The organism is Novosphingobium sp. TCA1, assembly GCF_009811895.1.
Classification (GTDB): domain Bacteria; phylum Pseudomonadota; class Alphaproteobacteria; order Sphingomonadales; family Sphingomonadaceae; genus Novosphingobium; species Novosphingobium panipatense_A.
Genome location: NZ_BLJH01000001.1, coordinates 53,066 through 77,672 on the forward strand (window position 1 = coordinate 53,066; position 24,607 = coordinate 77,672).

The 24,607-nt window shown below is 64.4% G+C and carries 29 protein-coding genes and 2 tRNA genes; 21 read left to right on the forward strand and 10 right to left on the reverse strand.

The genetic code is table 11. From position 1 onward, the window contains the following. The first annotated feature begins 20 nt into the window (after positions 1–20). Positions 21–1,187, forward strand: coding sequence for a formate-dependent phosphoribosylglycinamide formyltransferase (purT, locus tag NTCA1_RS00300; protein ID WP_159827136.1), 1,167 nt, complete (start codon positions 21–23; stop codon positions 1,185–1,187). Between the two features lie 41 nt (positions 1,188–1,228). On the opposite strand, the gene gloB is transcribed toward purT, so the two are convergent. From gloB to aroA, 5 genes are all read right to left on the reverse strand, one after another. Beyond that, positions 1,229–1,999: a hydroxyacylglutathione hydrolase gene (gene gloB / locus NTCA1_RS00305; RefSeq protein ID WP_159827139.1), complete on the reverse strand. Its 771-nt coding sequence runs from the start codon at positions 1,997–1,999 to the stop codon at positions 1,229–1,231. A gap of 146 nt (positions 2,000–2,145) precedes the next feature. Next, entirely contained in the window at positions 2,146–3,858 is a 1,713-nt protein-coding gene (gene rpsA, locus NTCA1_RS00310; RefSeq protein WP_086493421.1) for a 30S ribosomal protein S1, read from the reverse strand. A 242-nt stretch (positions 3,859–4,100) separates the two neighbouring features. Continuing rightward, positions 4,101–4,724, reverse strand: a complete 624-nt coding sequence (locus tag NTCA1_RS00315; protein ID WP_159827142.1) for a d(CMP) kinase — start codon at positions 4,722–4,724, stop codon at positions 4,101–4,103. A gap of 26 nt (positions 4,725–4,750) precedes the next feature. Continuing rightward, a complete protein-coding gene (locus NTCA1_RS00320; RefSeq protein ID WP_159827145.1) occupies positions 4,751–5,044 on the reverse strand; it encodes a permease in 294 nt (97 codons plus the stop codon). Between the two features lie 56 nt (positions 5,045–5,100). After that, entirely contained in the window at positions 5,101–6,423 is a 1,323-nt protein-coding gene (aroA, locus tag NTCA1_RS00325) for a 3-phosphoshikimate 1-carboxyvinyltransferase (RefSeq protein WP_159828200.1), read from the reverse strand. A gap of 203 nt (positions 6,424–6,626) precedes the next feature. Here aroA and NTCA1_RS00330 point away from each other — a divergent pair, with 203 nt between their 5' ends. The 5 genes from NTCA1_RS00330 (at position 6,627) to rimM (ending at position 10,036) form a co-directional block, all read left to right on the forward strand. Next, positions 6,627–6,947 (forward strand): TIGR02300 family protein, encoded by a 321-nt coding sequence (locus NTCA1_RS00330; RefSeq protein WP_086493418.1) that lies wholly within the window; start codon positions 6,627–6,629, stop codon positions 6,945–6,947. Positions 6,948–7,301: 354 nt separating this feature from the next. Next, positions 7,302–7,377 (forward strand) — tRNA-Ala (locus NTCA1_RS00335). Positions 7,378–7,582: 205 nt separating this feature from the next. Beyond that, positions 7,583–9,037: a signal recognition particle protein gene (gene ffh / locus NTCA1_RS00340; protein ID WP_086493417.1), complete on the forward strand. Its 1,455-nt coding sequence runs from the start codon at positions 7,583–7,585 to the stop codon at positions 9,035–9,037. A gap of 30 nt (positions 9,038–9,067) precedes the next feature. Next, a complete protein-coding gene (gene rpsP, locus NTCA1_RS00345; protein ID WP_086493416.1) occupies positions 9,068–9,496 on the forward strand; it encodes a 30S ribosomal protein S16 in 429 nt (142 codons plus the stop codon). Between the two features lie 18 nt (positions 9,497–9,514). Then, entirely contained in the window at positions 9,515–10,036 is a 522-nt protein-coding gene (rimM, locus tag NTCA1_RS00350; RefSeq protein ID WP_159827148.1) for a ribosome maturation factor RimM, read from the forward strand. A gap of 34 nt (positions 10,037–10,070) precedes the next feature. Here the strand turns inward: rimM and NTCA1_RS00355 are convergent, their stop codons facing one another. Beyond that, entirely contained in the window at positions 10,071–10,403 is a 333-nt protein-coding gene (locus NTCA1_RS00355) for a hypothetical protein (protein WP_159827151.1), read from the reverse strand. A gap of 101 nt (positions 10,404–10,504) precedes the next feature. Between NTCA1_RS00355 and NTCA1_RS00360 the strand changes: the two genes are divergently transcribed. From NTCA1_RS00360 to NTCA1_RS00375, 4 genes are all read left to right on the forward strand, one after another. After that, positions 10,505–11,419 (forward strand): LysR substrate-binding domain-containing protein, encoded by a 915-nt coding sequence (locus tag NTCA1_RS00360; protein ID WP_159827154.1) that lies wholly within the window; start codon positions 10,505–10,507, stop codon positions 11,417–11,419. A 60-nt stretch (positions 11,420–11,479) separates the two neighbouring features. Next, entirely contained in the window at positions 11,480–12,226 is a 747-nt protein-coding gene (gene trmD / locus NTCA1_RS00365) for a tRNA (guanosine(37)-N1)-methyltransferase TrmD (RefSeq protein ID WP_159827157.1), read from the forward strand. Continuing rightward, positions 12,223–12,591 carry a 50S ribosomal protein L19 gene (gene rplS, locus NTCA1_RS00370; protein ID WP_086493411.1) on the forward strand — a complete coding sequence of 123 codons (369 nt, stop codon included), beginning with the start codon at positions 12,223–12,225 and terminating at the stop codon, positions 12,589–12,591. The genes trmD and rplS overlap by 4 nt, the downstream gene beginning before the upstream one ends. A 380-nt stretch (positions 12,592–12,971) precedes the next feature. After that, entirely contained in the window at positions 12,972–13,244 is a 273-nt protein-coding gene (locus tag NTCA1_RS00375) for an HU family DNA-binding protein (RefSeq protein WP_086493410.1), read from the forward strand. Positions 13,245–13,382: 138 nt separating this feature from the next. Here the strand turns inward: NTCA1_RS00375 and NTCA1_RS00380 are convergent, their stop codons facing one another. Beyond that, entirely contained in the window at positions 13,383–14,219 is an 837-nt protein-coding gene (locus NTCA1_RS00380) for a hypothetical protein (protein WP_159827160.1), read from the reverse strand. Positions 14,220–14,245: 26 nt separating this feature from the next. Beyond that, positions 14,246–15,073 (reverse strand): RNA methyltransferase, encoded by an 828-nt coding sequence (locus NTCA1_RS00385; RefSeq protein ID WP_086493408.1) that lies wholly within the window; start codon positions 15,071–15,073, stop codon positions 14,246–14,248. A gap of 164 nt (positions 15,074–15,237) precedes the next feature. Here NTCA1_RS00385 and NTCA1_RS00390 point away from each other — a divergent pair. The 3 genes from NTCA1_RS00390 (at position 15,238) to NTCA1_RS00400 (ending at position 17,100) form a co-directional block, all read left to right on the forward strand. Continuing rightward, positions 15,238–15,323 (forward strand) — tRNA-Tyr (locus NTCA1_RS00390). Between the two features lie 143 nt (positions 15,324–15,466). Further along, the gene (locus tag NTCA1_RS00395; RefSeq protein WP_086493407.1) at positions 15,467–16,216 is read left to right on the forward strand and encodes a phosphatidylserine decarboxylase; all 750 of its coding nucleotides are present in this window, start codon (positions 15,467–15,469) and stop codon (positions 16,214–16,216) included. 83 nt (positions 16,217–16,299) lie between these two features. After that, complete coding sequence (locus NTCA1_RS00400) at positions 16,300–17,100, forward strand: phosphatidylcholine/phosphatidylserine synthase (protein WP_159828203.1); 801 nt, start codon at positions 16,300–16,302, stop codon at positions 17,098–17,100. Here the strand turns inward: NTCA1_RS00400 and NTCA1_RS00405 are convergent. Next, entirely contained in the window at positions 16,997–17,287 is a 291-nt protein-coding gene (locus NTCA1_RS00405; protein ID WP_133084364.1) for a hypothetical protein, read from the reverse strand. The two genes, NTCA1_RS00400 and NTCA1_RS00405, sit on opposite strands and share 104 nt — an antisense overlap. 195 nt (positions 17,288–17,482) lie before the next feature. Here NTCA1_RS00405 and NTCA1_RS00410 point away from each other — a divergent pair, with 195 nt between their 5' ends. The 3 genes from NTCA1_RS00410 to tsf all read left to right on the forward strand — a co-directional run bounded on the left by NTCA1_RS00410 (position 17,483) and on the right by tsf (position 20,448). Next, on the forward strand, positions 17,483–17,959 hold the full coding sequence (locus NTCA1_RS00410; protein WP_159827163.1) for a hypothetical protein: 477 nt from the start codon (positions 17,483–17,485) through the stop codon (positions 17,957–17,959). A gap of 633 nt (positions 17,960–18,592) precedes the next feature. Next, positions 18,593–19,351, forward strand: coding sequence for a 30S ribosomal protein S2 (rpsB, locus tag NTCA1_RS00415; RefSeq protein WP_086493405.1), 759 nt, complete (start codon positions 18,593–18,595; stop codon positions 19,349–19,351). A gap of 173 nt (positions 19,352–19,524) precedes the next feature. Beyond that, a complete protein-coding gene (gene tsf / locus NTCA1_RS00420) occupies positions 19,525–20,448 on the forward strand; it encodes a translation elongation factor Ts (RefSeq protein ID WP_086493404.1) in 924 nt (307 codons plus the stop codon). Positions 20,449–20,526: 78 nt separating this feature from the next. On the opposite strand, the gene NTCA1_RS00425 is transcribed toward tsf, so the two are convergent. Continuing rightward, complete coding sequence (locus NTCA1_RS00425; RefSeq protein ID WP_159827166.1) at positions 20,527–21,135, reverse strand: NAD(P)-dependent oxidoreductase; 609 nt, start codon at positions 21,133–21,135, stop codon at positions 20,527–20,529. A 56-nt stretch (positions 21,136–21,191) separates the two neighbouring features. On the opposite strand from NTCA1_RS00425, the gene NTCA1_RS00430 reads away from it, so the two are divergent. The 5 genes from NTCA1_RS00430 to NTCA1_RS00450 all read left to right on the forward strand — a co-directional run bounded on the left by NTCA1_RS00430 (position 21,192) and on the right by NTCA1_RS00450 (position 24,605). Continuing rightward, complete coding sequence (locus NTCA1_RS00430) at positions 21,192–21,629, forward strand: helix-turn-helix domain-containing protein (RefSeq protein WP_159827169.1); 438 nt, start codon at positions 21,192–21,194, stop codon at positions 21,627–21,629. 211 nt (positions 21,630–21,840) lie between these two features. Next, entirely contained in the window at positions 21,841–22,563 is a 723-nt protein-coding gene (pyrH, locus tag NTCA1_RS00435; protein ID WP_159827172.1) for a UMP kinase, read from the forward strand. 3 nt (positions 22,564–22,566) lie between these two features. Beyond that, a complete protein-coding gene (gene frr / locus NTCA1_RS00440) occupies positions 22,567–23,124 on the forward strand; it encodes a ribosome recycling factor (RefSeq protein WP_159827175.1) in 558 nt (185 codons plus the stop codon). Between the two features lie 31 nt (positions 23,125–23,155). Then, on the forward strand, positions 23,156–23,845 hold the full coding sequence (gene uppS / locus NTCA1_RS00445) for a polyprenyl diphosphate synthase (RefSeq protein ID WP_159827178.1): 690 nt from the start codon (positions 23,156–23,158) through the stop codon (positions 23,843–23,845). Continuing rightward, positions 23,832–24,605 carry a phosphatidate cytidylyltransferase gene (locus tag NTCA1_RS00450; RefSeq protein WP_159827181.1) on the forward strand — a complete coding sequence of 258 codons (774 nt, stop codon included), beginning with the start codon at positions 23,832–23,834 and terminating at the stop codon, positions 24,603–24,605. The genes uppS and NTCA1_RS00450 overlap by 14 nt, the downstream gene beginning before the upstream one ends. The last annotated feature ends 2 nt before the right edge of the window (positions 24,606–24,607 follow it).

Sequence of the window (24,607 nt, forward strand, 5' to 3'; positions counted from 1 at the left end):
CAAACGAAAGGAGCGCCGCCATGGCATTCACCGCGAAGATCCTGCTGCTCGGTTCGGGCGAACTGGGGCGTGAATTCGTGATCTCGGCCAAGCGGCTCGGCTGCGAAGTCATTGCCTGCGACGCTTACGAGGGCGCTCCCGCGATGCAGGTGGCGGACCGTTTCGAGGTCTTCTCGATGCTGGACGGCGAACGTCTGCGCGCGGCCATCGAGAAGCACAAGCCGGACTTCATCGTTCCCGAAGTCGAGGCCATCCGCACCGAAGTGCTGGCCGAAGTCGAGGCGGAAGGCTTCTGCGTCGTGCCCTCTGCGCGGGCCACGCAGATGACCATGAACCGCGACGCCATCCGCGAAGTGGCGGCCGTCGACCTAGGCCTGCGCACCTCGCGCTATCGCTATGCGGAAAGCCTCGATGAAGTGCTGGCGGGCGCCGAGCACACGGGCCTGCCCTGCGTCATCAAGCCGGTCATGTCCTCGTCCGGCAAGGGCCAGAGCACGGTGCGCGATGCCGCCGATCTGGAGAAGGCCTGGGACTACGCCGTCGCCAACATGCGCGGCGACCGCAAGCGCGTGATCGTCGAGGAATTCGTCGCTTTCGACTACGAGATCACGTTGCTCACCGTGCGAAGCCGCGAAGGCGTGTCGTTCTGCCCGCCGATCGGCCACCGGCAGGAACGCGGCGACTATCAGGAATCCTGGCAGCCGACGCCGATGGCGCCCGCCGCCATTGCCGCGGCGCAGGACATGGCGCGCAAGGTGGTCGACGATCTCGGCGGCTACGGCCTGTTCGGCGTGGAGTTCTTCGTGAAGGGCGAGGAAGTGATCTTCTCCGAACTCTCCCCGCGTCCGCACGATACCGGGATGGTCACGCTGATCTCGCAAAATTTCTCAGAATTCGATCTCCATGCCCGGGCGATCCTCGGCCTGCCGATCCCGCAAGTGGTCCTGCACGGTGCGAGCGCCTCGGCGGTGATCCTGGCCGACCGGGACAGCGATTCCTTCGCCTATGAGGGGCAGGCAGAGGCTTTGGCGACACCGGGCGCGGAAGTGGACCTGAGGGTCTTCGCGAAGCCCGTGACGCGTCCCTATCGTCGCATGGGCGTCGCTCTGACACTCGCGGACGATACCGACACCGCGCGCCGCGTCGCGGCCGAGGCGGCGGGCAAGGTCCGCATCGTCTACGAATGATCGAATGAGGCGGGGGCTAGCGGCGCCCGCCTCATTGCTTTTCAGAAGCTGTTCTTGGCCTCGCGCAGTGCCGCGAATGTCGCCACGGCGTCGCCGCGCGCGCCTTCGGGCGCCCAGCGTGCCTGGATCGCCGGATCGTCGGCGCGCAGGAACGGATTGGTCAGAAGTTCCCGGCCGAGCTTGGTCGGGACGGTCGGCAGGCCCGCTGCGCGCGCGCGGGCGATATCGTCGGCATAAGCGGCGAGTTCTTCGTTCTCGGGATCGGCATGAAGCGCGAATTTGGCATTCGCGGCCGTATACTCGTGCGCGCAGTAGAGCATGGTATCGACCGGCAGGGCCTTGATGCGCTGAAGGCTTTCCCAGAACTGCGCAGGCTGCCCTTCGAACATGCGCCCGCAGCCCAGCGCGAAGACCGAATCGCCGACGAAGGCGATCTGTGCTTCGGGAAGGTGGTAGGCGCAGTGGCCCATGGTATGGCCGCCTACGTCGAGGACATGGGCTTTCCAGTCGCCCAGCAACGCCACGTCGCCTTGCTCGACGGTGCGGTCCACGCCTGCGATCTTCCCGGCATCGCCTTCGGGGGCAATGACCGTGCAGCCGGTGGCGGCCTTGATGGCGCCGTTGCCGCCCGCGTGGTCGGGGTGCCAGTGGGTGTTCCAGATCTGGGTGATCTGCCAGCCCTTGTGCGCGGCCTGGCGCAGATATTCGTCGGCATCGGGCGTGTCGATGCAGGCGGTCTGGCCGCTCGCCGGATCGTGGAGCAGGTAGCCGTAGTTGTCGCTGAGGCATGGGAACTGGTGGACTTCGAGCATGGGATCTCTCCTTGCGAAGGGATCTAGGCGCTCGGCGTGGTGAGGGGAAGGGGATTGGATTCGCGCGCGCCCAAAAGCAAAGGCCCGCCCGGATCGCTCCGGGCGGGCCTCTACGTGTTCACCGTGCGGTGAAGCTCTGAACGTTCTTACGAACGGTTCTTGAGAGCTTCGCCAAGGATGTCGCCGAGCGAAGCGCCCGAGTCCGACGAACCGTACTGTTCGACAGCTTCCTTTTCTTCGTGAAGCTGGCGAGCCTTGACCGAGAAGTTCGGCTTCTTGGAACGGTCGAAACCGGTGACCATGGCGTCGAGCTTCTGGCCGACCTGGAAGCGGTCGGGGCGCTGCTCGTCGCGGTCGCGGCCGAGGTCCGAACGCTTGATGAAGCCGGTGGCGCCATCGTCGCCAGCCTGGACTTCCAGGCCGCCGTCACGAACTTCGAGAACGGTGACGGTGACGACTTCGTTACGGCGCAGCGAGCTGCCACCGGTTGCGGCAACGCCGCCAGCGGCCGGAGCGCCACGCTCAAGCTGCTTCATGCCGAGGCTGATGCGTTCCTTCTCGACGTCGACGTCGAGAACCACGGCCGAAACCTGCTCGCCCTTGCGGTGCAGAGCCAGCGCGTCTTCGCCCGAGATGCCCCAGGCAATGTCCGACATGTGAACCATGCCGTCCACGTCGCCGTCGAGGCCGATGAACAGACCGAATTCGGTCGCGTTCTTGACTTCGCCTTCAACCTGCGAACCGACGGGGTGCTTCTCGGCGAAGGCTTCCCAGGGGTTCTGCTGAGCCTGCTTGAGGCCGAGCGAGATGCGGCGCTTGTCCGAATCGACTTCGAGAACGACCACTTCGACTTCCTGCGAGGTCGAGACGATCTTGCCGGGGTGGACGTTCTTCTTGGTCCAGGACATTTCCGAAACGTGGACAAGGCCCTCGATGCCGGCTTCCAGTTCCACGAAGGCACCGTATTCGGTGATGTTCGTGACGGTGCCGGTGAGCTTGGCGCCCACGGGGTACTTGACGGCTGCGCCTTCCCACGGATCGCTTTCCAGCTGCTTCATGCCGAGGCTGATGCGCTGGGTGTCCTGGTTGATGCGGATGATCTGCACCTTCACGGTGTCGCCGATGGCGATCACTTCGCTCGGGTGGTTGACGCGCTTGTAGCTCATGTCGGTGACATGGAGCAGGCCGTCGATGCCGCCGAGGTCAACGAACGCACCGTAGTCGGTGATGTTCTTGACGACGCCTTCGATGACCTGGCCTTCGCTCAGCTTGTCGATCAGCTCGCTGCGCTGTTCGGCGCGCGTTTCTTCGAGGACGGCACGGCGCGACACGACGATGTTGCCGCGGCGACGGTCCATCTTCAGGATCTGGAAGGGCTGCGGCACGTCCATCAGCGGGGTGACGTCGCGCACGGGGCGGATGTCGACCTGCGAGCCGGGGAGGAACGCAACGGCGCCGTCGAGGTCGACGGTGAAGCCGCCCTTGACGCGGCCGAAGATCACGCCTTCGACGCGCTTGCCTTCACCGAATTCGTTTTCGAGCTTGTCCCAGGCGGCTTCGCGGCGTGCGCGGTCGCGCGACAGCATCGCTTCACCGTCGGCGTTCTCGACGCGGTCGACGTAGACTTCGACTTCGTCACCGACCTTGAGGCCGTGCTCGCCTTCACCGCGCGCGAATTCGCGCAGCGGCACGCGGCCTTCGCTCTTGAGGCCAACGTCGATGACGGCCTTGTCGTTTTCGATGGCGGTGATGGTGCCCTTGACCACGCGGCCTTCAAAGCCGTCGTCGGCGACGCCGCCGAGCTGGTCGTCGAGCATTTTCGCGAAATCGTCGCGAGTCGGATTGGCAGAAGAAGCCATTAAGGCACTTTCCTTTGTAACGATTTTCCCGGCCAGGCGGTTGAATCCGCCGGTCTTTCCTCCGCACGTCGCACCATTGCGAAGCACGGGCCAAAAGGGCCGACCGCCGCGGGGGCCGAATGCCGTCCGCGGCGCCTGTCGAACCGTTGCGGTTCTCCAGACCGGCGGCCCCTACGCCCATGAGGGGCGAAATGCAAGGAAATTGGCGCCGGAACGGGGCGTTCGTCGTCGTTCCCGGTCGGTCAGGCGACCCGCAGGGCGTCCACGGCGGCGATGGCGGCGGCGATGGCTTCCTCGCGCTTCAATTCAGAGGTGTCGATCAGCACGGCGTCGCCCGCTGCCACCAGCGGGGCGTCCTTGCGGCCCCGGTCGCGCTCGTCCCGCGCGGCGAGGTCGGCGGTGATCGCCTCCAGCGAGATGTCGCGGCCCTGCGCGTGCATTTCGAGGAAGCGGCGCTGCGCACGTGCCTCCACCGAAGCGTCGACGAACAGCTTGGCTTCGGCTTCAGGGGCGATCACCGTGCCGATGTCGCGCCCGTCGAGCACGGCGCCGCCGAACTGGGTGGCGAAGGCGCGCTGGCGTTCGAAGAGGGCCTGGCGCACCGCCGGATGGATCGAGACGCGGCTGGCCAGGCCGCCGCTGGCTTCGGAGCGCAGTTCGGCGTCCTCCAGCAGGCCCTCGGGGAAGGTGCAGGCGGCAAGGGCATCGACGGGATCGTCGGGATTGCCGCCGTCGAGGAAGCACTGACGGCCGACCGCGCGATAGAGCAGGCCGGTGTCGAGGTGAGGCAGTCCGAAATGGTGGGCGAGGGCCTTGGCGATAGTGCCTTTGCCCGAAGCGGTGGGTCCGTCTACGGCGATAATCATCGCGCGGTCATGGCGGCTCGGCGCGATCAGTGCAAGGTCGGCTGTTCCGCCGTGGCGGGCTGGCGGCGGCGGGCCAGGAAGGCCTTCACCAGTCCCCATCCGGCGACGACCGCCCAGAGGCCTTCCATCGCGATCGAGGGCAGGTTCACGTTCACCATCAGCGAAATGAGCAGCAGCACCGCGCCAAGGAAGTTCATCCCGTGCTGGAGGTAGCGGTTCGGATTGTCCTCATATGTGATGTAGGCATAGGCGGCGATGCAAAGCGCCGTGCCGGTGAAGCCGAGGACATTGCTGAGCCATTGCGGCAGGTCGAGAATCATGCGCACTCCACATCAGTGGGCGGCCGAATGGAGAACCGCCCACCTCGAGAATGCCCTTATCCAGCGAGGCTGGCCAGCAGGTCCTCGAAATTGGGGAAGCTGGTGGCGATCGGGCGGGTATCGTCCACTTCCACGCCGCCGCTGCTGACGAGACCGGCTACTGCCATCGACATGGCGATGCGGTGGTCGAGGTGGGTGGTCACTTGCGCATCGGTGGCCGTGCCGGGCAGCGGGGTGCCGCCGGTGCCGGTAATGACAAGGCCGTCCTCGCGCTCCTCGATCTGCGAGCCGGCGAGCGTCAGGGCGGCGGCCATGGCGGCGAGGCGGTCCGATTCCTTCACGCGCAGCTCGTCGAGGCCGCTGGTGACGGTGACGCCCTCGGCCAGCGAGGCGGCGACGAAGAGGACGGGAAATTCGTCGATCATGGCAGGGGCGATGGCGGGATCGACTTCGATACCCTTGAGGGCGGAGTGCCTGACCAGCAGGTCCGCCACCGGCTCGCCGCCGACCTCGCGTTCGTTCAGGAATTCGATCTGGCCGCCCATCTGGCGCAGCAGCTCGACAAGGCCGGCGCGGGTGGGGTTGAGGCCGACATTCTCGATCACGACTTCGCTGCCCGGCGTCACCAGTGCGGCAACGATGAAGAAGGCGGCCGAGGAGGGGTCGCCCGGTACGTCGATGACCTGGGGCTTCAGTTCCGCTTCGCCCTTGATGGTGATGACGCGGGTGCCGTCGGCTTCAACAGTGACGGTGAGGTCTGCGCCGAAGCCCTTGAGCATGCGTTCGGAATGGTCGCGGGTCGGCACCGGCTCGATCACGGTGGTCTCGCCCGGCGTGTTAAGCCCGGCGAGCAGGATCGCGCTCTTTACCTGTGCGGAGGCGACCGGCAGGCGATAGGTGATCGGCACGGCCGGCGAAGCGCCGCGCACGATCAGGGGAAGGCGGCCGCCTTCGCTTGCTTCGAAGCTGGCGCCCATTTCCGAGAGGGGATCGATCACGCGGCCCATCGGGCGCTTGGAAAGCGAGGCGTCGCCCGTGAAACTGACATTGATCGGATGGCTGGCGACAAGGCCCATCAGGAGGCGGGTCGAGGTGCCAGAATTGCCCATGTCCACCGGGCCTTCGGGCTGGAGCAGGGCGCCGACGCCCACGCCGTTCACTCGCCATTCGCCATCATCCATGCGCTCGACCGACGCACCCATGGCCCGCATGGCGGCGGCGGTGGCGAGCACGTCCTCACCTTCCAGCAGGCCGGTCACGCGGGTTTCGCCCACGGCCAGCGCGCCCAGCATGATCGAGCGGTGGCTGATCGACTTGTCGCCCGGCACGCGAATCCTGCCCTTCAGCGGTCCTGCTGGCAGGAAACGGCGGGGGCGCATGGGGGCGGTGGTGTCGTGGCTCACGGGCGTGCTTCTCTCAGACTGGAGGGGCGCAAAATCGCCGGGCTTTTGACAGCGGGGGCGGCCTATGGCAAGGCGCGCGCCCTGATGCAGCCGGGACGCTTGATTTTGCGCGCCGGCCCTCCCATCAAGACACGGAATTCACGCCCGTACCGTTCGGGCGCGCAGTATGAGGACATTTCATGGCAAAGCCTGAGTGGGGCGCCAAGCACGGCTGCCCGAAATGCGGCACCCGCTTCTACGACCTGGGCAAGGATGACCCGGTGACCTGCATCGAGTGCGGCCATTCGTGGCACCCGGAGCCGGTGCTGAAGTCCAAGCAGCCGATTCCCTATGAGGAAATCCAGAAGAAGGAAGCCGTCGAGACCGAGGATTCGGATCTCGCCGAAGACGATCTGGACATCGACGACGACGGTGATTCGCCGGACAACGACGTCGACCTCGGCGGTGACGACGATCTCGGCATCGGCGGCGGCGACGACGACGGCGACCGCGACGAGTAAGGCTCGGCCGATATCGAATTCAGGAAAGGGCGCGGCGCTTCGGCAGCCGCGCCCTTTCTCGCTTCTGGGATAATTGCTTTCAACCCGCTCAGGCTGAGCTTGTCGAAGCCCCCTGCGGCGTGGCGCGAGGCCTCCATCCTTCGACAGGCTCAGGATGAGCGGGGTGAGTGGGGAAAGGTGCGGGAGCACTTTTCCACCCCTCATCCAAAAAATGACAGACCCGTGAAAATTTCCTCTTGCCAGCCCGGAGCAGCCCATCTAGAGGGCGGCCTCCCAAGCGGAGGCAAGTCAGAGCGACTGGCCGAAAGTGCGGGAAGCGGGTCGAACCTCCCAGGTCGATCCGATGAAGTGAATGGGGCCTTAGCTCAGCTGGGAGAGCGCCTGCATGGCATGCAGGAGGTCAGCGGTTCGATCCCGCTAGGCTCCACCATTTCACCGAGATAGCCTTTCAAAGTTTTCTTCGTTCGGTTATTTCGACATATCAGTTTCGCGGAAACGCGATACGCTGGCCGACGAGGTTTCGTCCGCCGGCGTTTTTCGCATAAGGTTTCCGTCACGCCGGTCAGCGAGGTTTCGCCCACCGGCGTTTTTGGCGTTCTGGCTGGCCCTGTGGCCCGCCGAAAGTGGAGTTAGGCATGTTCGACAGCCTTTCGGATCGTCTTGGCGGCGTTTTCGACAAGCTGCGTGGCCGCGGCGCGCTCAAGGAGCAGGACGTCCGCGATGCCATGCGCGAAGTGCGCATCGCGCTGCTCGAAGCCGATGTCGCGCTCCCCGTCGTGCGCCGCTTCGTCGACCAAGTCACCGAAAAGGCTGTCGGACAGTCGGTCCTGAAGTCGGTCACGCCCGGCCAGCAGGTCGTCAAGATCGTCAACGACGCGCTGATCGAGATGCTGGGCGGCGAAGAGACCGCCGAACTCGATCTCAACGCCGCGCCTCCGGTCGTCATCATGATGGTCGGCCTTCAGGGCTCGGGCAAGACCACCAGCACCGCCAAGATCGCCCGCCTCCTGCGCGAGAAGCAGGGTAAGAAGGTCCTGATGGCCTCGCTGGACGTCAACCGTCCGGCGGCGCAGGAACAGCTTCGCGTTCTGGGTGAGCAGGTCGGCGTTGCCACCCTGCCGATCATCGCCGGCCAGCAGCCGACCGAGATCGCCACCCGCGCGATGCAGTCCGCCCGCCTTCAGGCCGTGGACGTGCTGCTGCTCGACACTGCCGGCCGTCTCCACGTCGATACCCAGCTCATGGACGAGATGAAGGCGGTTGCCGCCATCTCGAACCCCCGTGAAACGCTGCTCGTGGTCGACTCGCTGACGGGTCAGGACGCGGTTAACGTCGCGCAGTCGTTCGCCGGCGAAGTCGATCTTACCGGCGTTGTGCTCACCCGTATGGACGGTGATGCGCGCGGCGGTGCGGCGCTGTCGATGCGTGCCGTCACCGGCAAGCCGATCAAGTTCGCGGGCACCGGCGAAAAGATGGAGGCCCTCGAGGTCTTCCACCCGAGCCGTGTTGCCAACCGCATCCTTGGCATGGGCGATATCGTCTCGATCGTCGAAAAGGCGGCCGAAGCGGTCAAGGTCGAGGAAGCCGAAGCGCTGGCCAAGCGCATGGAGCAGGGCAAGTTCGACATGAACGACCTGCGCATGCAGCTTAGCCAGATGCAGAAGATGGGCGGCCTTGGCGCTCTGGCCGGCATGATGCCGGGCATGAAGAAGGCCAAGGCGGCGATGCAGGCGTCCGGCATGGACGACCGCGTGCTGCTGCGCATGGATGCGATCATCGGTTCGATGACCCCGAAGGAGCGCATCAACCCCGCGCTGCTCAACGCCAAGCGCAAGATCCGCGTCGCCAACGGTTCGGGCACCAATGTCCAGGACGTCAACAAGCTGCTGAAAATGCACCAGGAGATGTCCAAGGCCATGAAGCAGATCAAGAAGATGGGCGGCCTCAAGGGGCTGGCCGCGATGTTCGGAAAGGGCGGTCTCGATGCCGCCATGCCCGGCCTTGGTGGGGGCCTGGGCGGCGGCGGTCTTGGAGGCGGCGGTATGCCGGGCCTCGGTGGCCCCGATCTCGGCAAGTTTCTTAAGAAGTAATTTTTGAAGATTTGAAGGAAAGGTAGAGCAATGTCCGTTTCGATCCGTCTGTCGCGCGGTGGCGCGAAGAAGCGTCCTTACTACAAGATCGTCGTCTCCAACTCGCGCGCTCCGCGCGACGGCAAGTATCTTGAGCAGGTCGGCACCTACAACCCGATCCTCGCCAAGGACGACGAAAACCGCGTCCGTCTGGTCGAAGACCGCGTGCGTTACTGGCTCGGCGTTGGCGCTCAGCCGACCGACCGCGTTGCCCGCCTGCTCGACAAGGCCGGCATCAAGGAACGCGCTGCTACCGTGAACGCCAAGAAGGGCGAGCCGGGCCAGAAGGCCAAGGACCGCGCCGAGGAAAAGGCCGAGAAGCTGCGTGAAGCTGAAGAAGCTGCCGCCGCTGCTGCTGCCGCTCCGGCCGCTGAAGAAGCGCCTGCTGAAGCAGCTGCCGAGGAATCGACCGAAGCCTAAGCTTCAGGTCGGATCCAGATGGCAGGTCAAGACCGCCCCGTCACGCTCGCTGCCATCACTGGCGCGCACGGCGTGACGGGCGAGGTTCGCCTCAAGCTGTTCGGTGAAGGCGTGGCGGCGCTCAAGCGCTACCGCGCCTTTAACGATTCCACCCTGACGCTCGCCAAGCTGCGCGATGACGGGAAGGGCGGCGCGATTGCGCGTTTCGAGGAAGTGCCGGATCGCACGGCTGCCGAGAAGCTGCGCGGGACCGCGCTTACCGTCCCGCGCGCGTCGATGCCGGAACTGGAGGAAGGCGAGTATTATCACGCCGACCTGCTGGGGCTGCGCGCCGTCTCTGACGCGGGTGACGAACTCGGCATCTGCGTCGCGGTCGAGAACTTCGGCGCGGGTGACGTGATCGAGATCGAGCGTCCGGTGGGCGAGGCTGGCCAAGGGACCGGGAAGCGGCGCCGCTTCATGGTGCCGATGACCTCCGCCGCCGTTCCCGAATGGGATAACGAACGCCTGGTCATCACCGCCGTCTTTGCGGAAGAATGAACGAAAGGCCGCCCTTCGGGGCGGCCTTTTTGTTTCAGGTGAGGGCAGCCCGGGTACATAAGCGGGCCGCTTCGAAGGGCGTCTGCGGGCAGTCTATCGCGAGCACCAGCGGCGCCACCATGCCCAGGCTTGCCCCGGCAAGAACGCCGCCGATGACGCCGAGCGATGTCAGGCGGGCCTTGCGGGCCAGCTGCGTTTCCGGTCCGCACCGTTCCGGGCCGCACTGTTCCGAGCGGGGCTGCTGCGGCGCCCGGCGGCGAAGGCGGGCCGCGATCTTCCTGGCCCTCTTGGCAAGGCCGCGATCGAGTTCTTCGGAAAACCGGTCGTGCCCGGCATTCCACTGCTGCATGAAGTGTTGATCCTGCATTGTCCGGTTCCTCCATCCAATGGTTGGAATGTGCCGGATCGACCTTCGCCAGGCCAACAAAGCCTCTGGCATGAGCTATAAGGCTGCCTTATCATCCCGCGATGGATCGGCTTCCTCCCCTGACTGCCATTCGCGCTTTCGAAGCGGCAGGGCGGCATGAGAATTTCTCGCGCGCGGCGGAAGAGCTGGCAATGACGCAGGCGGCGGTTTCCTACCAGATCCGGCAGTTGGAGGATCGCGTCGGCAAACCGCTGTTCGTGCGTGAAAAGGGCAGGGTGCGCCTCTCCGACGTCGGGCGGCGCCTGTTGCCTGCACTCACCGGTGCCTTCGCATCGATGACCGACGCCTTCGCCGCAGTGTGGAGCGAGGATGAAGACGTGCTGTCGCTCAATGCCTCGGTTTCGATCGGCGCGAGCTGGTTGAGCGAGCGGATCGGCCGTTTCCAGTTGCGCCATCCCGATCTGGCGGTGCGCATGTCGCTCAGCAACGAAGTCGTCGATCTGGCGACCTCGCCTTACGATGTGGCAATCCGCGTGGGTTACGGCAAGTGGGACGGGCTGCGCGCCGATTTCCTGTTTCGTCAGCATTTCTCCCCGATCTGCGCGCCGGTTTTTCTCGAAAGGAACGCCATCGAAAAACCGGAAGACTTGTTGTCCGTAGAGCGATTCGCACCGAACGACCGTTGGTGGGCCGGCTGGTTCGCCGTTAACGGCATCGGCACACCGCCGCCGCCGCGTACCGGGATCGTCTTCGACAACCAGCTTCAGGAAGCGACGGCGATGCGCGAAGGATTCGGCATTGCGCTGATGTCTCCGCTGTTCTGGCGTGCGGAACTGGACGCAGGGCGCCTCGTGCAACCTTTCGGGACGCTCTATTATCCTGGTCCGGCGCAATGGCTGGTTCATTCGGAAAGCCGCGCGGGCGTCCGCAAGATCGAGCGTCTGCGTGAATGGCTGCGCGAAGAGATCGCGATCGACCGGGCTTTCCTGCCGGCGGAAGTCTGGGAACCGCTCTGAACGGCGAAATTCGGTGCTTTCCCCTTGCCGCCGGCCCCAATTTGGGCTTTGCGCGGGGGCATGACTTTCAACGCCACCGTCCTCACCCTCTACCCGGAGATGTTCCCCGGCACGCTCGGCGTCAGCCTTGCGGGCAGGGCGTTGGCGGAGGGCAAGTGGGCCATGAACCCCGTCCACATGCGCGATTTCGCCTCCGACAAGCACCGCACCGTGGACGATACGCCCGCAGGCGGCGGTGCGGGCATGGTGCTGAAGGTGGACGTTCTGGCCGCTGCAATTGACCACGCCCGTTCGATCAATCCCGATGCGCCGATCATCGCGATGACCCCCCGCGGCAAGCCGATCTCGCAGGCACGCGTGCGCGAACTGGCGGACGGCCCCGGCGTCACCATCCTGTGCGGCCGCTTCGAAGGTTTCGACGAGCGCATCTTCGCGGGCCGTCAGGTGGAAGAGATGTCGGTGGGCGATGCGGTGCTCTCGGGCGGCGAACCCGCGGCAATCCTGCTGCTTGACGCTTGCATTCGGCTGCTTCCCGGCGTAATGGGCGCGGCTTCCAGCGGGACCGAGGAATCGTTCGAGGACGGTCTTCTCGAATACCCGCAATATACCCGGCCCACCGAATGGGAAGGGCGCACGATCCCTGAAGTGCTGCGATCGGGGGATCATGCGAAGATCGCCGCCTGGCGGAAACAAAAGGCGGAGGAAGATACACGGTCACGCAGGCCGGACCTTTGGGAACGTCGCAGTGACGTTCGGGGCCAGTCTGCCTCTGGTGCGCGGCGCAAAAACGAGGACTTAGGTTCATGAACCTGATTCAGCAGATCGAGGCCGAGGAAATTGCCAAGGCCGCCAAGGATATCCCGACCTTCCGTCCGGGCGACACCGTCCGCGTCGGCGTGAAGGTGGTTGAAGGCACCCGCACCCGCGTCCAGGCTTACGAGGGCGTGTGCATCGCGCGCTCGAACCGTGGCATGGGTTCGAACTTCACCGTCCGCAAGATGAGCTTCGGTGAAGGCGTGGAGCGCGTATTCCCGCTCTACTCGCCGAACATCGATTCGATCACCGTTGTCCGTCGCGGCGTCGTGCGTCGTGCGAAGCTGTACTACCTGCGTGGTCGTACCGGCAAGCGCGCCCGCATCGCCGAGCGCCGTGTCAACGACGCCCAGGCGTAAGCTGCGGCCATGTGTCCGGCTCGTCAGGGCCGGGCAACTTGAGAGGCGGTTCGTTTTCGAACCGCCTTTTTTGTGCCTCGCGGCCGCGATCGGTAGGCGATTGATTCTGCTATGCGATTCCGAGAGGCCCGACGAAGCGGAAATATCGGAAGCTCCAGCAGCGTACGGCTCGTCGCAGAACGGCGGTTGCATGGCCGATGCTGCGCTGCACAAATCAGCATTTGTCATCTGAATGGCGGAAAAACGCGATAAAGTGCCCGTTTCCGCCATGTTTAGCCTTTGACAGCGCGGGTAAAAACGGCTCAATTCCGTCGCGTTTAGAGGCGAATCCGAATATCCCGTCACATCCGATTCAAATGAAAGGTTAGGGGGTACCCATAATGAACAAGAACGATCTTATCAGCGCCGTTGCAGACTCGAGCGGTCTTACCCGTAGCGATGCCACCAAGGCTGTCGAAAGCGTGTTCGACGCAGTCACCGGCGCGCTGAAGGCTGGCGACGAAGTTCGCCTCGTCGGCTTCGGCACTTTCTCGGTCGCCAAGCGCAAGGCCTCGACCGGCCGTAACCCGCGCACCGGCGAACCCATGGAAATCAAGGCTTCGGCTCAGCCGAAGTTCAAGGCCGGCAAGGGCCTCAAGGACGCTGTCAACTAAGCATCCTTGCAGCCTGCTACGCCTCGCAGGCTGAACATGATTACGCCGCGCTGACCTTCGGGTCGGCGCGGCGTTTTTCGTTTTGGAGCGCGGGAAGGTTCCTGCGGGCGGGTCGTGCCTACCCGCAGGATCTCGCGATCAGGGTGCCAGTTTGACGAGCGCCGTGGGGGCTGCCGCGGTCCGGGCATTGATCGTCCAGACCAGCGCCTTGCCGCCCGGAGCGGTCCGGGGGCCTTCGTCGGTATTGTTGGCCAGGATTTCCCCATCGGTGGTCAGGGTGAATGTGCCGTCCGCAGCGGTGGTGCCGGGTGTCGCATCCGAACCGCCCTTTTCCTGCGCGAGATCGCTCATCATCGCGCCCATGCCCGCTGCACCGCCCTGAGGGCCGAATGAAGGTGCATCCATCCGCACCGAGCCGTCGCGCCGCAGCGTGAGCTGGACGAAGCTGTTGCTCATCGCAAAGCCTTCAATCGTCGGGAACGCGAAATCGTGGTCGAGGCGGCCGGTCGTGGCGAAATCGACGTCGAACTTGCCGTCGCCGACATAGACCACCTTGTTCCAGCCCGTCTGGCGGCGCAGCTTTTCGGCTATCTGCTCGCCGGCCTTCGGATCGCTGGGATCGAGGCCGCCAGTCAGCATCTGCGCGGCCTGGGCGTCGTTCTTCCGCTTTTCCTCGGTGGATTTTTCCCAGTCGGTCTTCTGCTGGGCAAGTTCCTCCTCGGTGCAAGGGCGATCGTTGTAATCCTCATCGTGACAGGCTTCGGGCTCGAAGGCCTTGGGTTTGGACATCTGGAGCGGCACCATCACGATCTCGCCCGCATAGCGGAACGAGAACGTGCGATTCTTGCGCAAGTCCAGGGTGGACGTGAACTTGCCCGGCGCAAAGATGCAGGCTGCGGCCAGCAGGGCCAGGGCTGTGACGCCCAGGCCGGCGACCAAGCGGCGCCCCAGAGGACGCCGTTCTATTCGGTTCATGATGAGTGCCCCTTCGATGTTCCGCGTTACAGCGGGCGCGTCGCCGCAGCGTAGAGCGCGATGGCGGCCGCGTTGCTGACATTGAGGCTTTCCATCGCCTCGCTAATCGGCAACTTGGCGATGGCGTCGCAGTGCTGGACGATATTGTGGCGCATGCCGTCACCCTCGGCGCCCAGAACCAGCGCGACCGGCCCGGTGGGGAGAGCCTCGCCCAGGGTCGTCGTCGCTTCGCCGTCCAGGCCGATGCGCCAATATCCGGCTTCGGCGATCTCTTCGAGCGCGCGGGCGAGATTGACGACGCGAACCCAGGGGAGAATTTCCAGCGCCCCGGATGCACTCTTGGCCAACGTTCCCGATTCGGGCGGCGCATGGCGGTCTTGCGTCACTATGGCGCAGGCGTTGAAGGCGGCGGCCGAACGCATGATGGCGCCTACGTTGTGTGGATCGGTTACCTGATCCAGCACGACCACCGGGCGCGAGGGATCGCCTTCGAGAACGTCATCGATGAAGATATCGTCCAGCGGGGCGCATTCGAGCACGAGGCCCTGGTGCGGCGCGTCCCGCGCGACCAAGCGCGCGAGATCGGCGGGCTGGGCCCATTCCACAGGGAAATCGCTGGGAAGCTCTCCGTCCAGCGATTCGACGCCCTCGCGAGTGGCCCAGAGCTTGCGATGGCTGCGATTCGGGTTCTTGAGCGCAGCTTCCACGGCATGGCGGCCCCAAAGGCGAACCATGCCGGTACTGGCCCTGCCGCTGCCACGGCCGTTCTTCATACGGCCCGCACGGCCCCGAAGGGGCTTGCCGGAGCGTCCGCCCGCGCGGTCGCCGTCTTCCCGGTCGCCACGATTGCTCATTAAAAATGTCCTTATTCGAAAAAACTATGCCGCTCCTGCCATTCCCCCCATTGACAGGCAAGGCCGGGTTCTACATAGGCGCGCTCCTCGGCAGCGAGGCTCTGGTTTCGGAGCTTCAACACAACGGGTTCTTCGATAGAGGAACCCCCGCCAGTAACTGGTGTGGACAGGTGGCCGAGTGGTTAAAGGCAGCAGACTGTAAATCTGCCCGTGCAAGCGTACGCTGGTTCGAATCCAGCCCTGTCCACCACCGGTTCTCTTCAAAAGAGCATTCCCTTCGGGGACCCCGGAAACTATCCCCGTCATGAAATATCCCCGCCAGTCTCGGCGAATGGGAACGTGGTGCGCCCTCCCGGCATTGCGGGGGTGGTGTACAGTGACTAGAGGACGGTGATGCCCGGAGAAATTCTCGATAATCAGGGACGCGGCGAAGCGTCCTGGAGCTGGCCTTCCGTTCACCCGGAAGGTCGCAAGTTCGGCGCCATTGCCGCTGCCGTCGCCCTGACGGGCTGGATCGTGTTCGGTCCGCTGGTCGGTTGGCCGCTGGCGCTGCTCACGTTCTGCGTGCTGGCGTTCTTCCGCGACCCCGTTCGCGTGACGCCGCAGGACGATCGCTACATCGTCGCGCCCGCCGATGGCCTGGTGACGCTGATCGGCAAAGTTTCGCCCCCGCGCGAACTAACGGTCGAGGACGGCAGCGGATCGCAGCCGATGCCGACCGATCCGGTCACCCGCATCTCGATCTTCATGAGCGTCTTCGACGTCCACATCAATCGCAGCCCGATCGGCGGCACGGTGCGCCGGGTGATCTACATCCCCGGCAAGTTCCTCAATGCCGACCTCGACAAGGCGAGCGAGGAAAACGAGCGCCAGCATATCCTGGTCGAGCGCGGCGACGGCCTGCGCATCTGCTTCACGCAGATCGCGGGGCTTGTGGCGCGCCGTATCGTGCCTTTCGTGAAGCCGGGCGACATGATTGCTGCGGGCCAGCGAATCGGCCTGATCCGCTTCGGTAGCCGCGTCGACGTCTATCTTCCGGCCGGGGTCGAACCGAAAGTGCTCATGGGCCAGCGGATCGTCGCGGGTGAGACGGTACTGGCTGAACTGGGATCGGCGCCCGTGATCGAGGGCATTTCGCAGTGAGCGGCGAGCCCGGCGGAGTCCCGGGCGGCGGGCGCGAGGGCGAAGGCTCTCCCGTGCGTCGCCGCATCGCCGGCGGGCTGCCGATGCGCGTATTCGTTCCCAACGCCATTACCGCGGCCGCGCTCTGCTCCGGCCTGACCGGCATCCGGTTTGCGATCGGCGGAGACTATGAGCGAGCCGTCCAAGCCATCATCCTGGCCGGACTGCTCGACGGCATCGATGGCCGCGCCGCTCGTCTTCTCAAGGCCCAAACGCGCTTCGGCGCCGAACTGGACAGTCTGGCCGATTCGATTTCCTTCGGCGTCGCACCCGCGCTGATCGTCTACTTGTGGACGCTGCACCAGCTTCCGAGCATGGGGTGGATTGCGGCGCTTGCATTCGCGATCTGCTGCGTGCTGCGCCTTGCGCGGTTCAATTCCCGTCTCGACGAGCTGGATCAGCCGCACAAGCAGGCCGGTTTCCTGACCGGCGTACCCGCGCCGATCGGTGCGGGGCTGGCGTTTCTGCCGATGTACCTGTGGATCGCGACCGGGCTTTCGGAATTCACCAATCCGATCGCGGTCGGCATCTGGATGGTCATGATCGCCTTCCTGATGATTTCGAGCCTGCCCACGCTCAGCTGGTCGCGCATGCGTCCTCCGCCAAGCCTGCGCCTAGGTGTCATCGCTCTGGTCGGCCTGACCGTGGCGGCGCTGCTGACCGAGCCCTGGTTCACCCTGGCCGTCATCACCATAGCCTACTTGATCCTGATCCCTATCGGGATCGCCACTTATGCGAAAGTCAGGCGGCGAGCTCCGCGCCATACTCGGGCCATTCAAGGCCAGGACGTTCCGCCACAGTCCACTGCGACTGGCGACGCGGACGCACCGAACGGTCCTTTCTGAGCATGGAGAGCGCGGGCAGGGGCACGCGCTCCACCACTTTCCAGCCCAGCGCCACCGTATCGGTGCATTCGCGAAGCTGTGCCTGCAGCGCGCGCGCCGCGCCTGCATGGCGCAGCCAGCTTGCGGCAATGACATGGGCCGAGACATATGCGGCCACGGCAAACAGGCAGGCGGCGAAAGCAGTCATGACATTTCCTTTCGAACCGACATCCACAGTCCTTGCGGGGCGGAGAGTCGCGAGCCCTGTGGAGAGCTTGTGGAAAATCGAGAATCGTTCTATTAATGTTCCTGTGATGTTGTTGTTCTCAATTTGTTCTCATGCTGTCAAGCGGAAAACCGTCAGTTCGCAGCTGGCCGTCTGCATGATGCGGCAGGTTTCGAAATGAGCGGCTTCGAGATGAGCGGCGACGCACTGCTGGAACTGGAAGGGCTGCGCGACTGGTGCGATGCCAATCAGTTCGATATCGAGGAAATCGATGCGGCCGAACTGGTGCTGACCGATCGCGAGACCGGCAGCGTATGGTCGGTGTTCGGAGTGGACGACTGGATACAGATCAAGGGTCTGGTTCTGGAGGAAGTCGAGCCCGGTTCAGCCCTTTGCCTCACGCTCGCGCGGCTTCACGATCGCCTGCTGGGGTGCCGGTTCTCGATCGATTCGCAGCACGGTCTCGTCATCATCGTCGATCTCATGCCGTCCTGCCGGTCGGCGGCTGCCGTGGCTGAGGCGATCATGCAGATGCAGGCGATCATCGATCACACGAGCGAACTTCTCGAAGATGTCGTGGAACGAGAGATGGATGCGGACGACCGCACCATCGATCAGGCTTTCGGACTGGAAGGCTCGCGCCGTCTCCATTGACGAGATGCTGATAGGGCTGCGGGGATTGCGTGCATTCGGGCACCGGTCGATCGGGCGGGAGTCGATTTCCGTCGGCCCGCACTCTGGCTGGTGTGGCATGCGGGGCGGGAAGCGCCTTGCTGGTCCAGTTTCCGTTTCAGGCTGAGCAAAGCGGGCAGGGCGGTCCGGTAGCTTGTCCAGATCGTCATCATTGCGAAAGTGGCGGCGATCCCGAACAGGATGGATGAAACCGCATTCATCGACTGCGTCCTTGGTACTTGCCGCACCCCCATGGGCAATTGAGGTTCCAAGTCCCCGATTTTCCATCGCAGGATGGAAAGTGCTTCCCGGTGTGTAACCGTGGGGACTACCTTGTGGAAAAGCAGTGGAATAGGCTTCGTTTCCTGCGCAATTCCTCGGGAATGGCGGCTCTGCGACGAACTGCCTTGTGCGGGGGCTGGATTGGGGCTGGCCTTTTTCGTGAAACGGCGTTAAGGGCGGCCCCGCTTGAAAGGACAGTGCCGAATTCGCGGTACTTTACCGATTCGGGCAATCCACATGGAAAGCGCACATACCGGTGCTTTGGCGACAAGGGTCTTCGGACTTCCGCCAGGTTCCTGCTTTCCAGAGGCTCAAACCGGAAGGAATTATATTATGGCGGCTCCCGTCGTCACCATGCAGCAGCTCATCGAAGCCGGCGCACACTTCGGTCACCAGACCCACCGCTGGAACCCGCGCATGAAGCCGTACATCTTCGGCGCGCGCAACGGCATCCACATCATCGACCTGTCGCAGACCGTGCCCCTGATGGCCCGTGCGCTCGAGTTCATCTCGGCCACCGTCCAGGCTGGCGGCAAGGTGCTGTTCGTCGGCACCAAGCGCCAGGCTCAGGAGCCGATCGCCCAGGCTGCCCGCGCTTGCGGCCAGCACTACGTCAACCACCGCTGGCTGGGCGGCATGCTCACCAACTGGAAGACGATCTCGGGTTCGATCAAGCGCTTCAAGGCTCTTGAAGAGCAGCTTTCGGGCGACACCACCGGCCTGACCAAGAAGGAAGTCCTTCAGCTCACCCGCGAGCGCGACAAGCTTGAGCTGTCGCTCGGCGGCATCCGCGACATGGGCGGCATCCCGGACGTGATGTTCGTGATCGACGCCAACAAGGAAGACCTGGCCATCAAGGAAGCCAACGTTCTTGGTATCCCGGTCGTCGCCGTGCTCGACACCAACGTCAACCCGCAGGGCATCTCGTTCCCGATCCCGGGCAACGACGACGCCAGCCGCGCCGTGCGCCTGTACTGCGAAGCCGTCGCCCAGGCTGCCACCAAGGGCGGTCGTGACGCGATCGTGAACAGCGGTGCCGACATCGGTGCCATGGACGTGCCGGTTGCCGAAGAAGCTGCTGTCGAGGCCTGATAGGTCCGGCGACGACTCTTTCGTCATGGAATTGTCGCGCGCCGGGTCCAATGGGCCTGGCGCGCGTTAATTTTTGGGCCGCTGTGCGACCCGGGGAATTTTTGGGCCACTGTACGGCTCTGCAAATTTTAAGGCCATGGAACGTGGCTCCACCAAGCAAAAGGATTTGAGCGATGGCTTACACCGCCGCTGACGTGAAGAACCTGCGCGAGCGCACCGGCGCCGGCATGATGGACTGCAAGAAGGCCCTGGACGAAACCGGTGGCGATCTCGAAGCCGCCGTCGACGCACTGCGCGCGCGCGGTCTGGCTGCTGCCGCCAAGAAGTCCAGCCGCACGGCTGCCGAAGGTCTGGTCGGCGTTGCCGTCACCGGCACCAAGGGCGTTGCCGTCGAAGTGAACTCGGAAACGGACTTCGTTGCGAAGAACGACCAGTTCCAGGACTTCGTCCGCAAGACCACCGAAGTCGCTCTCGGCGTTTCGGGTGACGACGTGGAAGCGCTCAAGGCTGCTGCCTACCCGACCGGCGGCACCGTCGGCGACGCGCTGACCAACAATGTCGCGACCATCGGCGAGAACCAGCAGGTTCGCCGCCTGAAGACCGTCGAAGTCGCTCAGGGCCTCGTCGTTCCCTACATGCACAACGCTGCCGCGCCGAACCTCGGCAAGATCGGCGTTCTGGTCGCTCTCGAATCGGAAGCTTCGGCTGACGTTCTCGAAGCGCTCGGCAAGCAGATCGCGATGCACATCGCCGCTGCCTTCCCGCTGGCCCTCAACGCCGACGATCTCGACGCCGAGCTGATCGAGCGCGAGCGCAAGATCGCCCAGGAAAAGGCTGCCGAATCGGGTAAGCCCGAAGCCGTGCAGGCCAAGATGGTCGAAGGCGCGATCGCCAAGTACGCCAAGGAAAACGCGCTGCTCTCGCAGGTCTTCGTCATGGACAACAAGACCCCGATCCAGCAGGTCGTCGACCAGGCCGGCAAGGAAGCCGGTGCCAAGATCGTGCTGAAGGACTACGTCCGCTTCCAGCTCGGCGAAGGTATCGAGAAGGAAGTCACCGACTTCGCAGCCGAAGTGGCTGCTGCTGTCGCCGGCTGATCCTTCACGGATACCGCAATAAGAAAAGGGCCGGGGAGCTATGGCTTCCCGGCCCTTTTTCTATGGCTTTTCGCGGCTTCAGTAGGCTGCGGTAAAGCGCGCGCGGCTGTGCTTGTGGACTTCCAGTTCGTCGATCATGGCGATGGCGTAGTCGGCGAAGCTGATCCTGCTCTCGCCCGCATCGTCGGTGACGAGCCGGTCTGTGCCCGGACGATAGGTGCCGGTGCGCGGGCCTTCGAAGATCAGGGCGGCGGGGGAGAAGAAGGTCCAGTCGACGTCATCGACTTGCTTCAGCGCGTCGAGGAAAGTGATGCCGCCCATGGCGAACGGCTTCCATTCCTCGGGGAAATCGGGCGAATCGATGAGCCGCTGGCCGGGTGCTACCTCTAGGCTGGCTGCGCCGCCGGTGACGAGAAGGCGCGGAACGCCGGCCTTGCGGATCGCGGAAAGCAGGGTTTCGGCCGGAACGTCGAAATGCAGCGCGCTGATGACGGCATCGCCGCCGGAGATGAGCGCGCTCAGCGCTGCGGGGGCGGAGGCGTCGCCCGCCTGTGCCGTTACGCCGGGTGCTGCGGCGATTTTCTCGGGGTTGCGTGCTATGGCGAGAACTTCATGACCGCGTGCGGCGGCTTCCTTGGTTATTTCCGATCCGGCACGGCCGCTGGCGCCCAGGACTGCGATCTTCATTGCGAGAATTCTCCAGTGGTTTCCAATAGTGACCAGGTGTGTCATGGAGTGCATCCATGCAAGAAGGCACTTTCATCGCACCGGGTTACCCTGAGGAAACCGCGCAAAGGACGCCGGACGTCTATGCGGCCAATTGCCCGACCAGGCAGTTGCTCGACCGCATTGCCGACAAGTGGAGTGTGTTGATCCTGACGACGTTAGGCACGAGTAGCGGAGAGATGCGTTTCAATGCCCTGAAGCGGCATATCGACGGCATCTCGCAGAAGATGCTCAGCCAGACGCTGCGTTCGCTGGAACGGGATGGGCTGGTTACGCGCCATGTCGTGCCGACGGTTCCGGTAACGGTCGGCTATGCGATAACGCCGCTGGGCCGCGAACTGCTCGATGCGCTTCAGGCCATGATCGACTGGGCGGAGCGCCGCATGGCCGAGGTCGCCCGGTCGCAGATCGCCTATGACTTGAGGGAGCGGGAACTGGCGGAATTCTTTCTCTGAGAGGCGTTGTTGGCGCAAGTATGGATCGGTCTTCCGTGATGCATCCTCCCGGACGATCTGCTCTTAAGCCATACCTCTGAAAGGGTAGTCCGAAGGATCGGGCTGCTCGGCCGCGCTCTTCCACAAGCTCGCCCCTTGGCAAGCCGCCCCTGCGCTCCTAAAGCCGGGCGGCCTGGAATTGGGCAACGTGCCCAGAGGAGATTGTGCGGCCATGAGTTCTTCCCCCTACAAGCGCGTCCTGCTCAAGCTGTCGGGCGAAGTCTTGATGGGAAGCCAGCAGTTCGGGATCGACCCCGAATTCGTCACCGAGCTCGCCAAGGAAGTGAAGGCCGCCAAGGAAACCGGCCTGGAGATCTGCCTCGTCATCGGCGGCGGCAACATCTTCCGCGGCATGGCCGGCGCGGCGCGCGGCATGGACCGTGCGCAAGCCGACTACATGGGCATGCTGGCCACCGTCATGAACGCCCTGGCGATGCAGAACGCGCTCGAGCAGCTCGGCGTCGAAACCCGCGTGCAGTCTGCCGTTCAGATGGATCAGGTCTGCGAGCCGGTGATCCGCCGCCGCGCCGAGCGCCATCTTGAAAAGGGCCGCGTCGTGATCTTCGCGGCAGGCGTGGGCGCGCCTTATTTCACCACCGATTCGGGCGCTGCCCTGCGCGCCGCCGAAATGCGCTGCGATGCCCTGCTCAAGGGCACCAGCGTAGACGGCGTCTACGACAGCGACCCCAAGACCAACCCGGACGCCAAGCGTTACGATTCGGTCGATTACGACACCGTCCTCGCCGACAACCTGAAGGTGATGGACGCTTCCGCCGTGGCCCTGTGCCGCGACAACTCAATCCCGATCGTCGTGTTCTCGATCCGCGAGAAGGGCAATCTTGCCACCGTTCTCGCGGGCGGCGGCACCAAGACGGTCGTCCAGAAAGGAGCCTGACACATGGCGAAGTATGACAAGGCGGACCTCGAACGCCGCATGACCGGCGCGATCGAAGCGCTGAAGCACGATCTTTCGGGCCTGCGCACCGGCCGCGCCAACACCGCGCTGCTGGAGCCGATCATGGTCACCGTCTACGGTGCCAACACCCCGATCACCCAGGTCGCCACGATCTCGGCGCCCGAGCCGCGCATGCTTTCGGTGCAGGTCTGGGACAAGTCGAACATCGGCCCCGTCGAAAAGGCGATCCGCTCGGCCGGTCTCGGGCTCAACCCGATCAACGACGGCAACACGCTGCGCCTGCCGATCCCGGATCTGACCGAGGAACGCCGCAAGGAACTCGCCAAGCTCGCCAGCTCCTATGCCGAGAAGGCCCGCGTCGCCGTGCGCAACGTGCGCCGCGACGGCATCGAGAACCTGAAGGCCGACGAGAAGAAGAAGGAAATCTCGGAAGACGACCGCAAGCGCGGCGAAACCGAAGTCCAGAAGCTGACCGACGACATCATCAAGCAGCTCGACGACGTGTTCGGCGCCAAGGAAAAGGAAATCCTCGGCAAGTGAGGCCTCTCGGCCCCGATTCGAGGAACGCCTGATGGCCAAGAGCGAACCCGTTTCCGCGCGCCACGTTGCCATCATCATGGATGGCAACGGGCGCTGGGCGAAAAAGCGCCATTTGCCGCGCGCGCTGGGCCACCAGCGCGGCGTGGAAGCCGTGCGCCGCGTCGTGCGCGGGGCACGCGAGATGGGGCTGGAAGCGCTGACACTCTACGCCTTCTCCACGGAGAACTGGCGTAGGCCCGAGGAAGAGGTCTCCGACCTCATGAGCCTGATGAAGCGCTTCATCCTCTCCGATCTCGATGAGTTCGCGGCCGCCGGTGTCCGGCTCAAGATTATCGGCGATTACAAGGCTTTCAAGCCCGATGTCGTCGAACTGGTCGAGGGTGCGGTGGCGAAGACCGCCGCCAATACCGGCACGACGCTCGCCGTGGCGCTGAACTACGGCTCGCAGGACGAGATCGCCCGTGCTGCCACCAAGGCTGCGGCCAAGGGACCGATCACGCCCGAGACGATCGCGGCCGAGCTGGACACGGCGGACCTGCCGCCGCTCGACCTGCTGATCCGCACGTCTGGCGAAGTGCGCCTGTCGAACTTCCTGCTCTGGCAGGCGGCCTATGCCGAAATGATGTTCACCGAAGTGCTCTGGCCGGACTTCACTGCCGAACATCTGCGCCAGGCCCTCGAAGACTTCATTTCCCGCGAGCGGCGTTATGGCGGACGCTGATCCGGCCAGGAAGAAGTCCGACCTCGGGGTGCGGACGGCTTCTGCGGCGGTCATGCTGGTCGTGGCCGGTGGAGCCCTCTGGCTCGGCGGCGTGGTCTGGACCGCGTTCGTCTGTGCCGTGGCGCTTGGCGTCCTGTGGGAATGGGTCCGCCTGGCGCGCGGCGGCACGCAGCATCCCGGCGAACGCGCTGCCTTCAATTTCGGCGGCATGCTCTATGTCGGCATCGGTGCAGCGATGCTGCTGTTCCTGCGCAATCCGGCCTTCAGTCTGGCGCCGCTGCTGACGGTGCTGCTGGCCGTAATCGGCGTGGACGTGGGCGCCTACTTCACCGGGCGTAGCCTCGGCGGCCCCAAGATCGCGCCGTCGATCAGCCCGTCCAAGACCTGGTCGGGCCTGCTGGGCGGGGTGCTTGGCGCCACGCTGGTGCTCTTCGGTGCGGCACGGTTCTGGCAGGAAGGGCTGCTCTCGGTTCATCCGCAAGGCAATGCCGCCGATGCGCCTGCCTGCTTTGGCATGCAGCCCTGCTGGTATCTCACCGCAAACGCGCTGCCGCTCTTCCTGACCTGCCTGCTCACCGGCATTCTGGTCGCCGTCTGCGCGCAGGCGGGCGATTTCTTCGAAAGCTGGATGAAGCGCCGTGCCGGGGTCAAGGATTCCGGCAATTTCATTCCCGGCCATGGCGGTTTCTTCGACCGTCTCGACGGCTTGCTGGCCGTGCTTTTCGTGCTAGGCCTGATGATCCTTTTCCAGCCGCGATGACG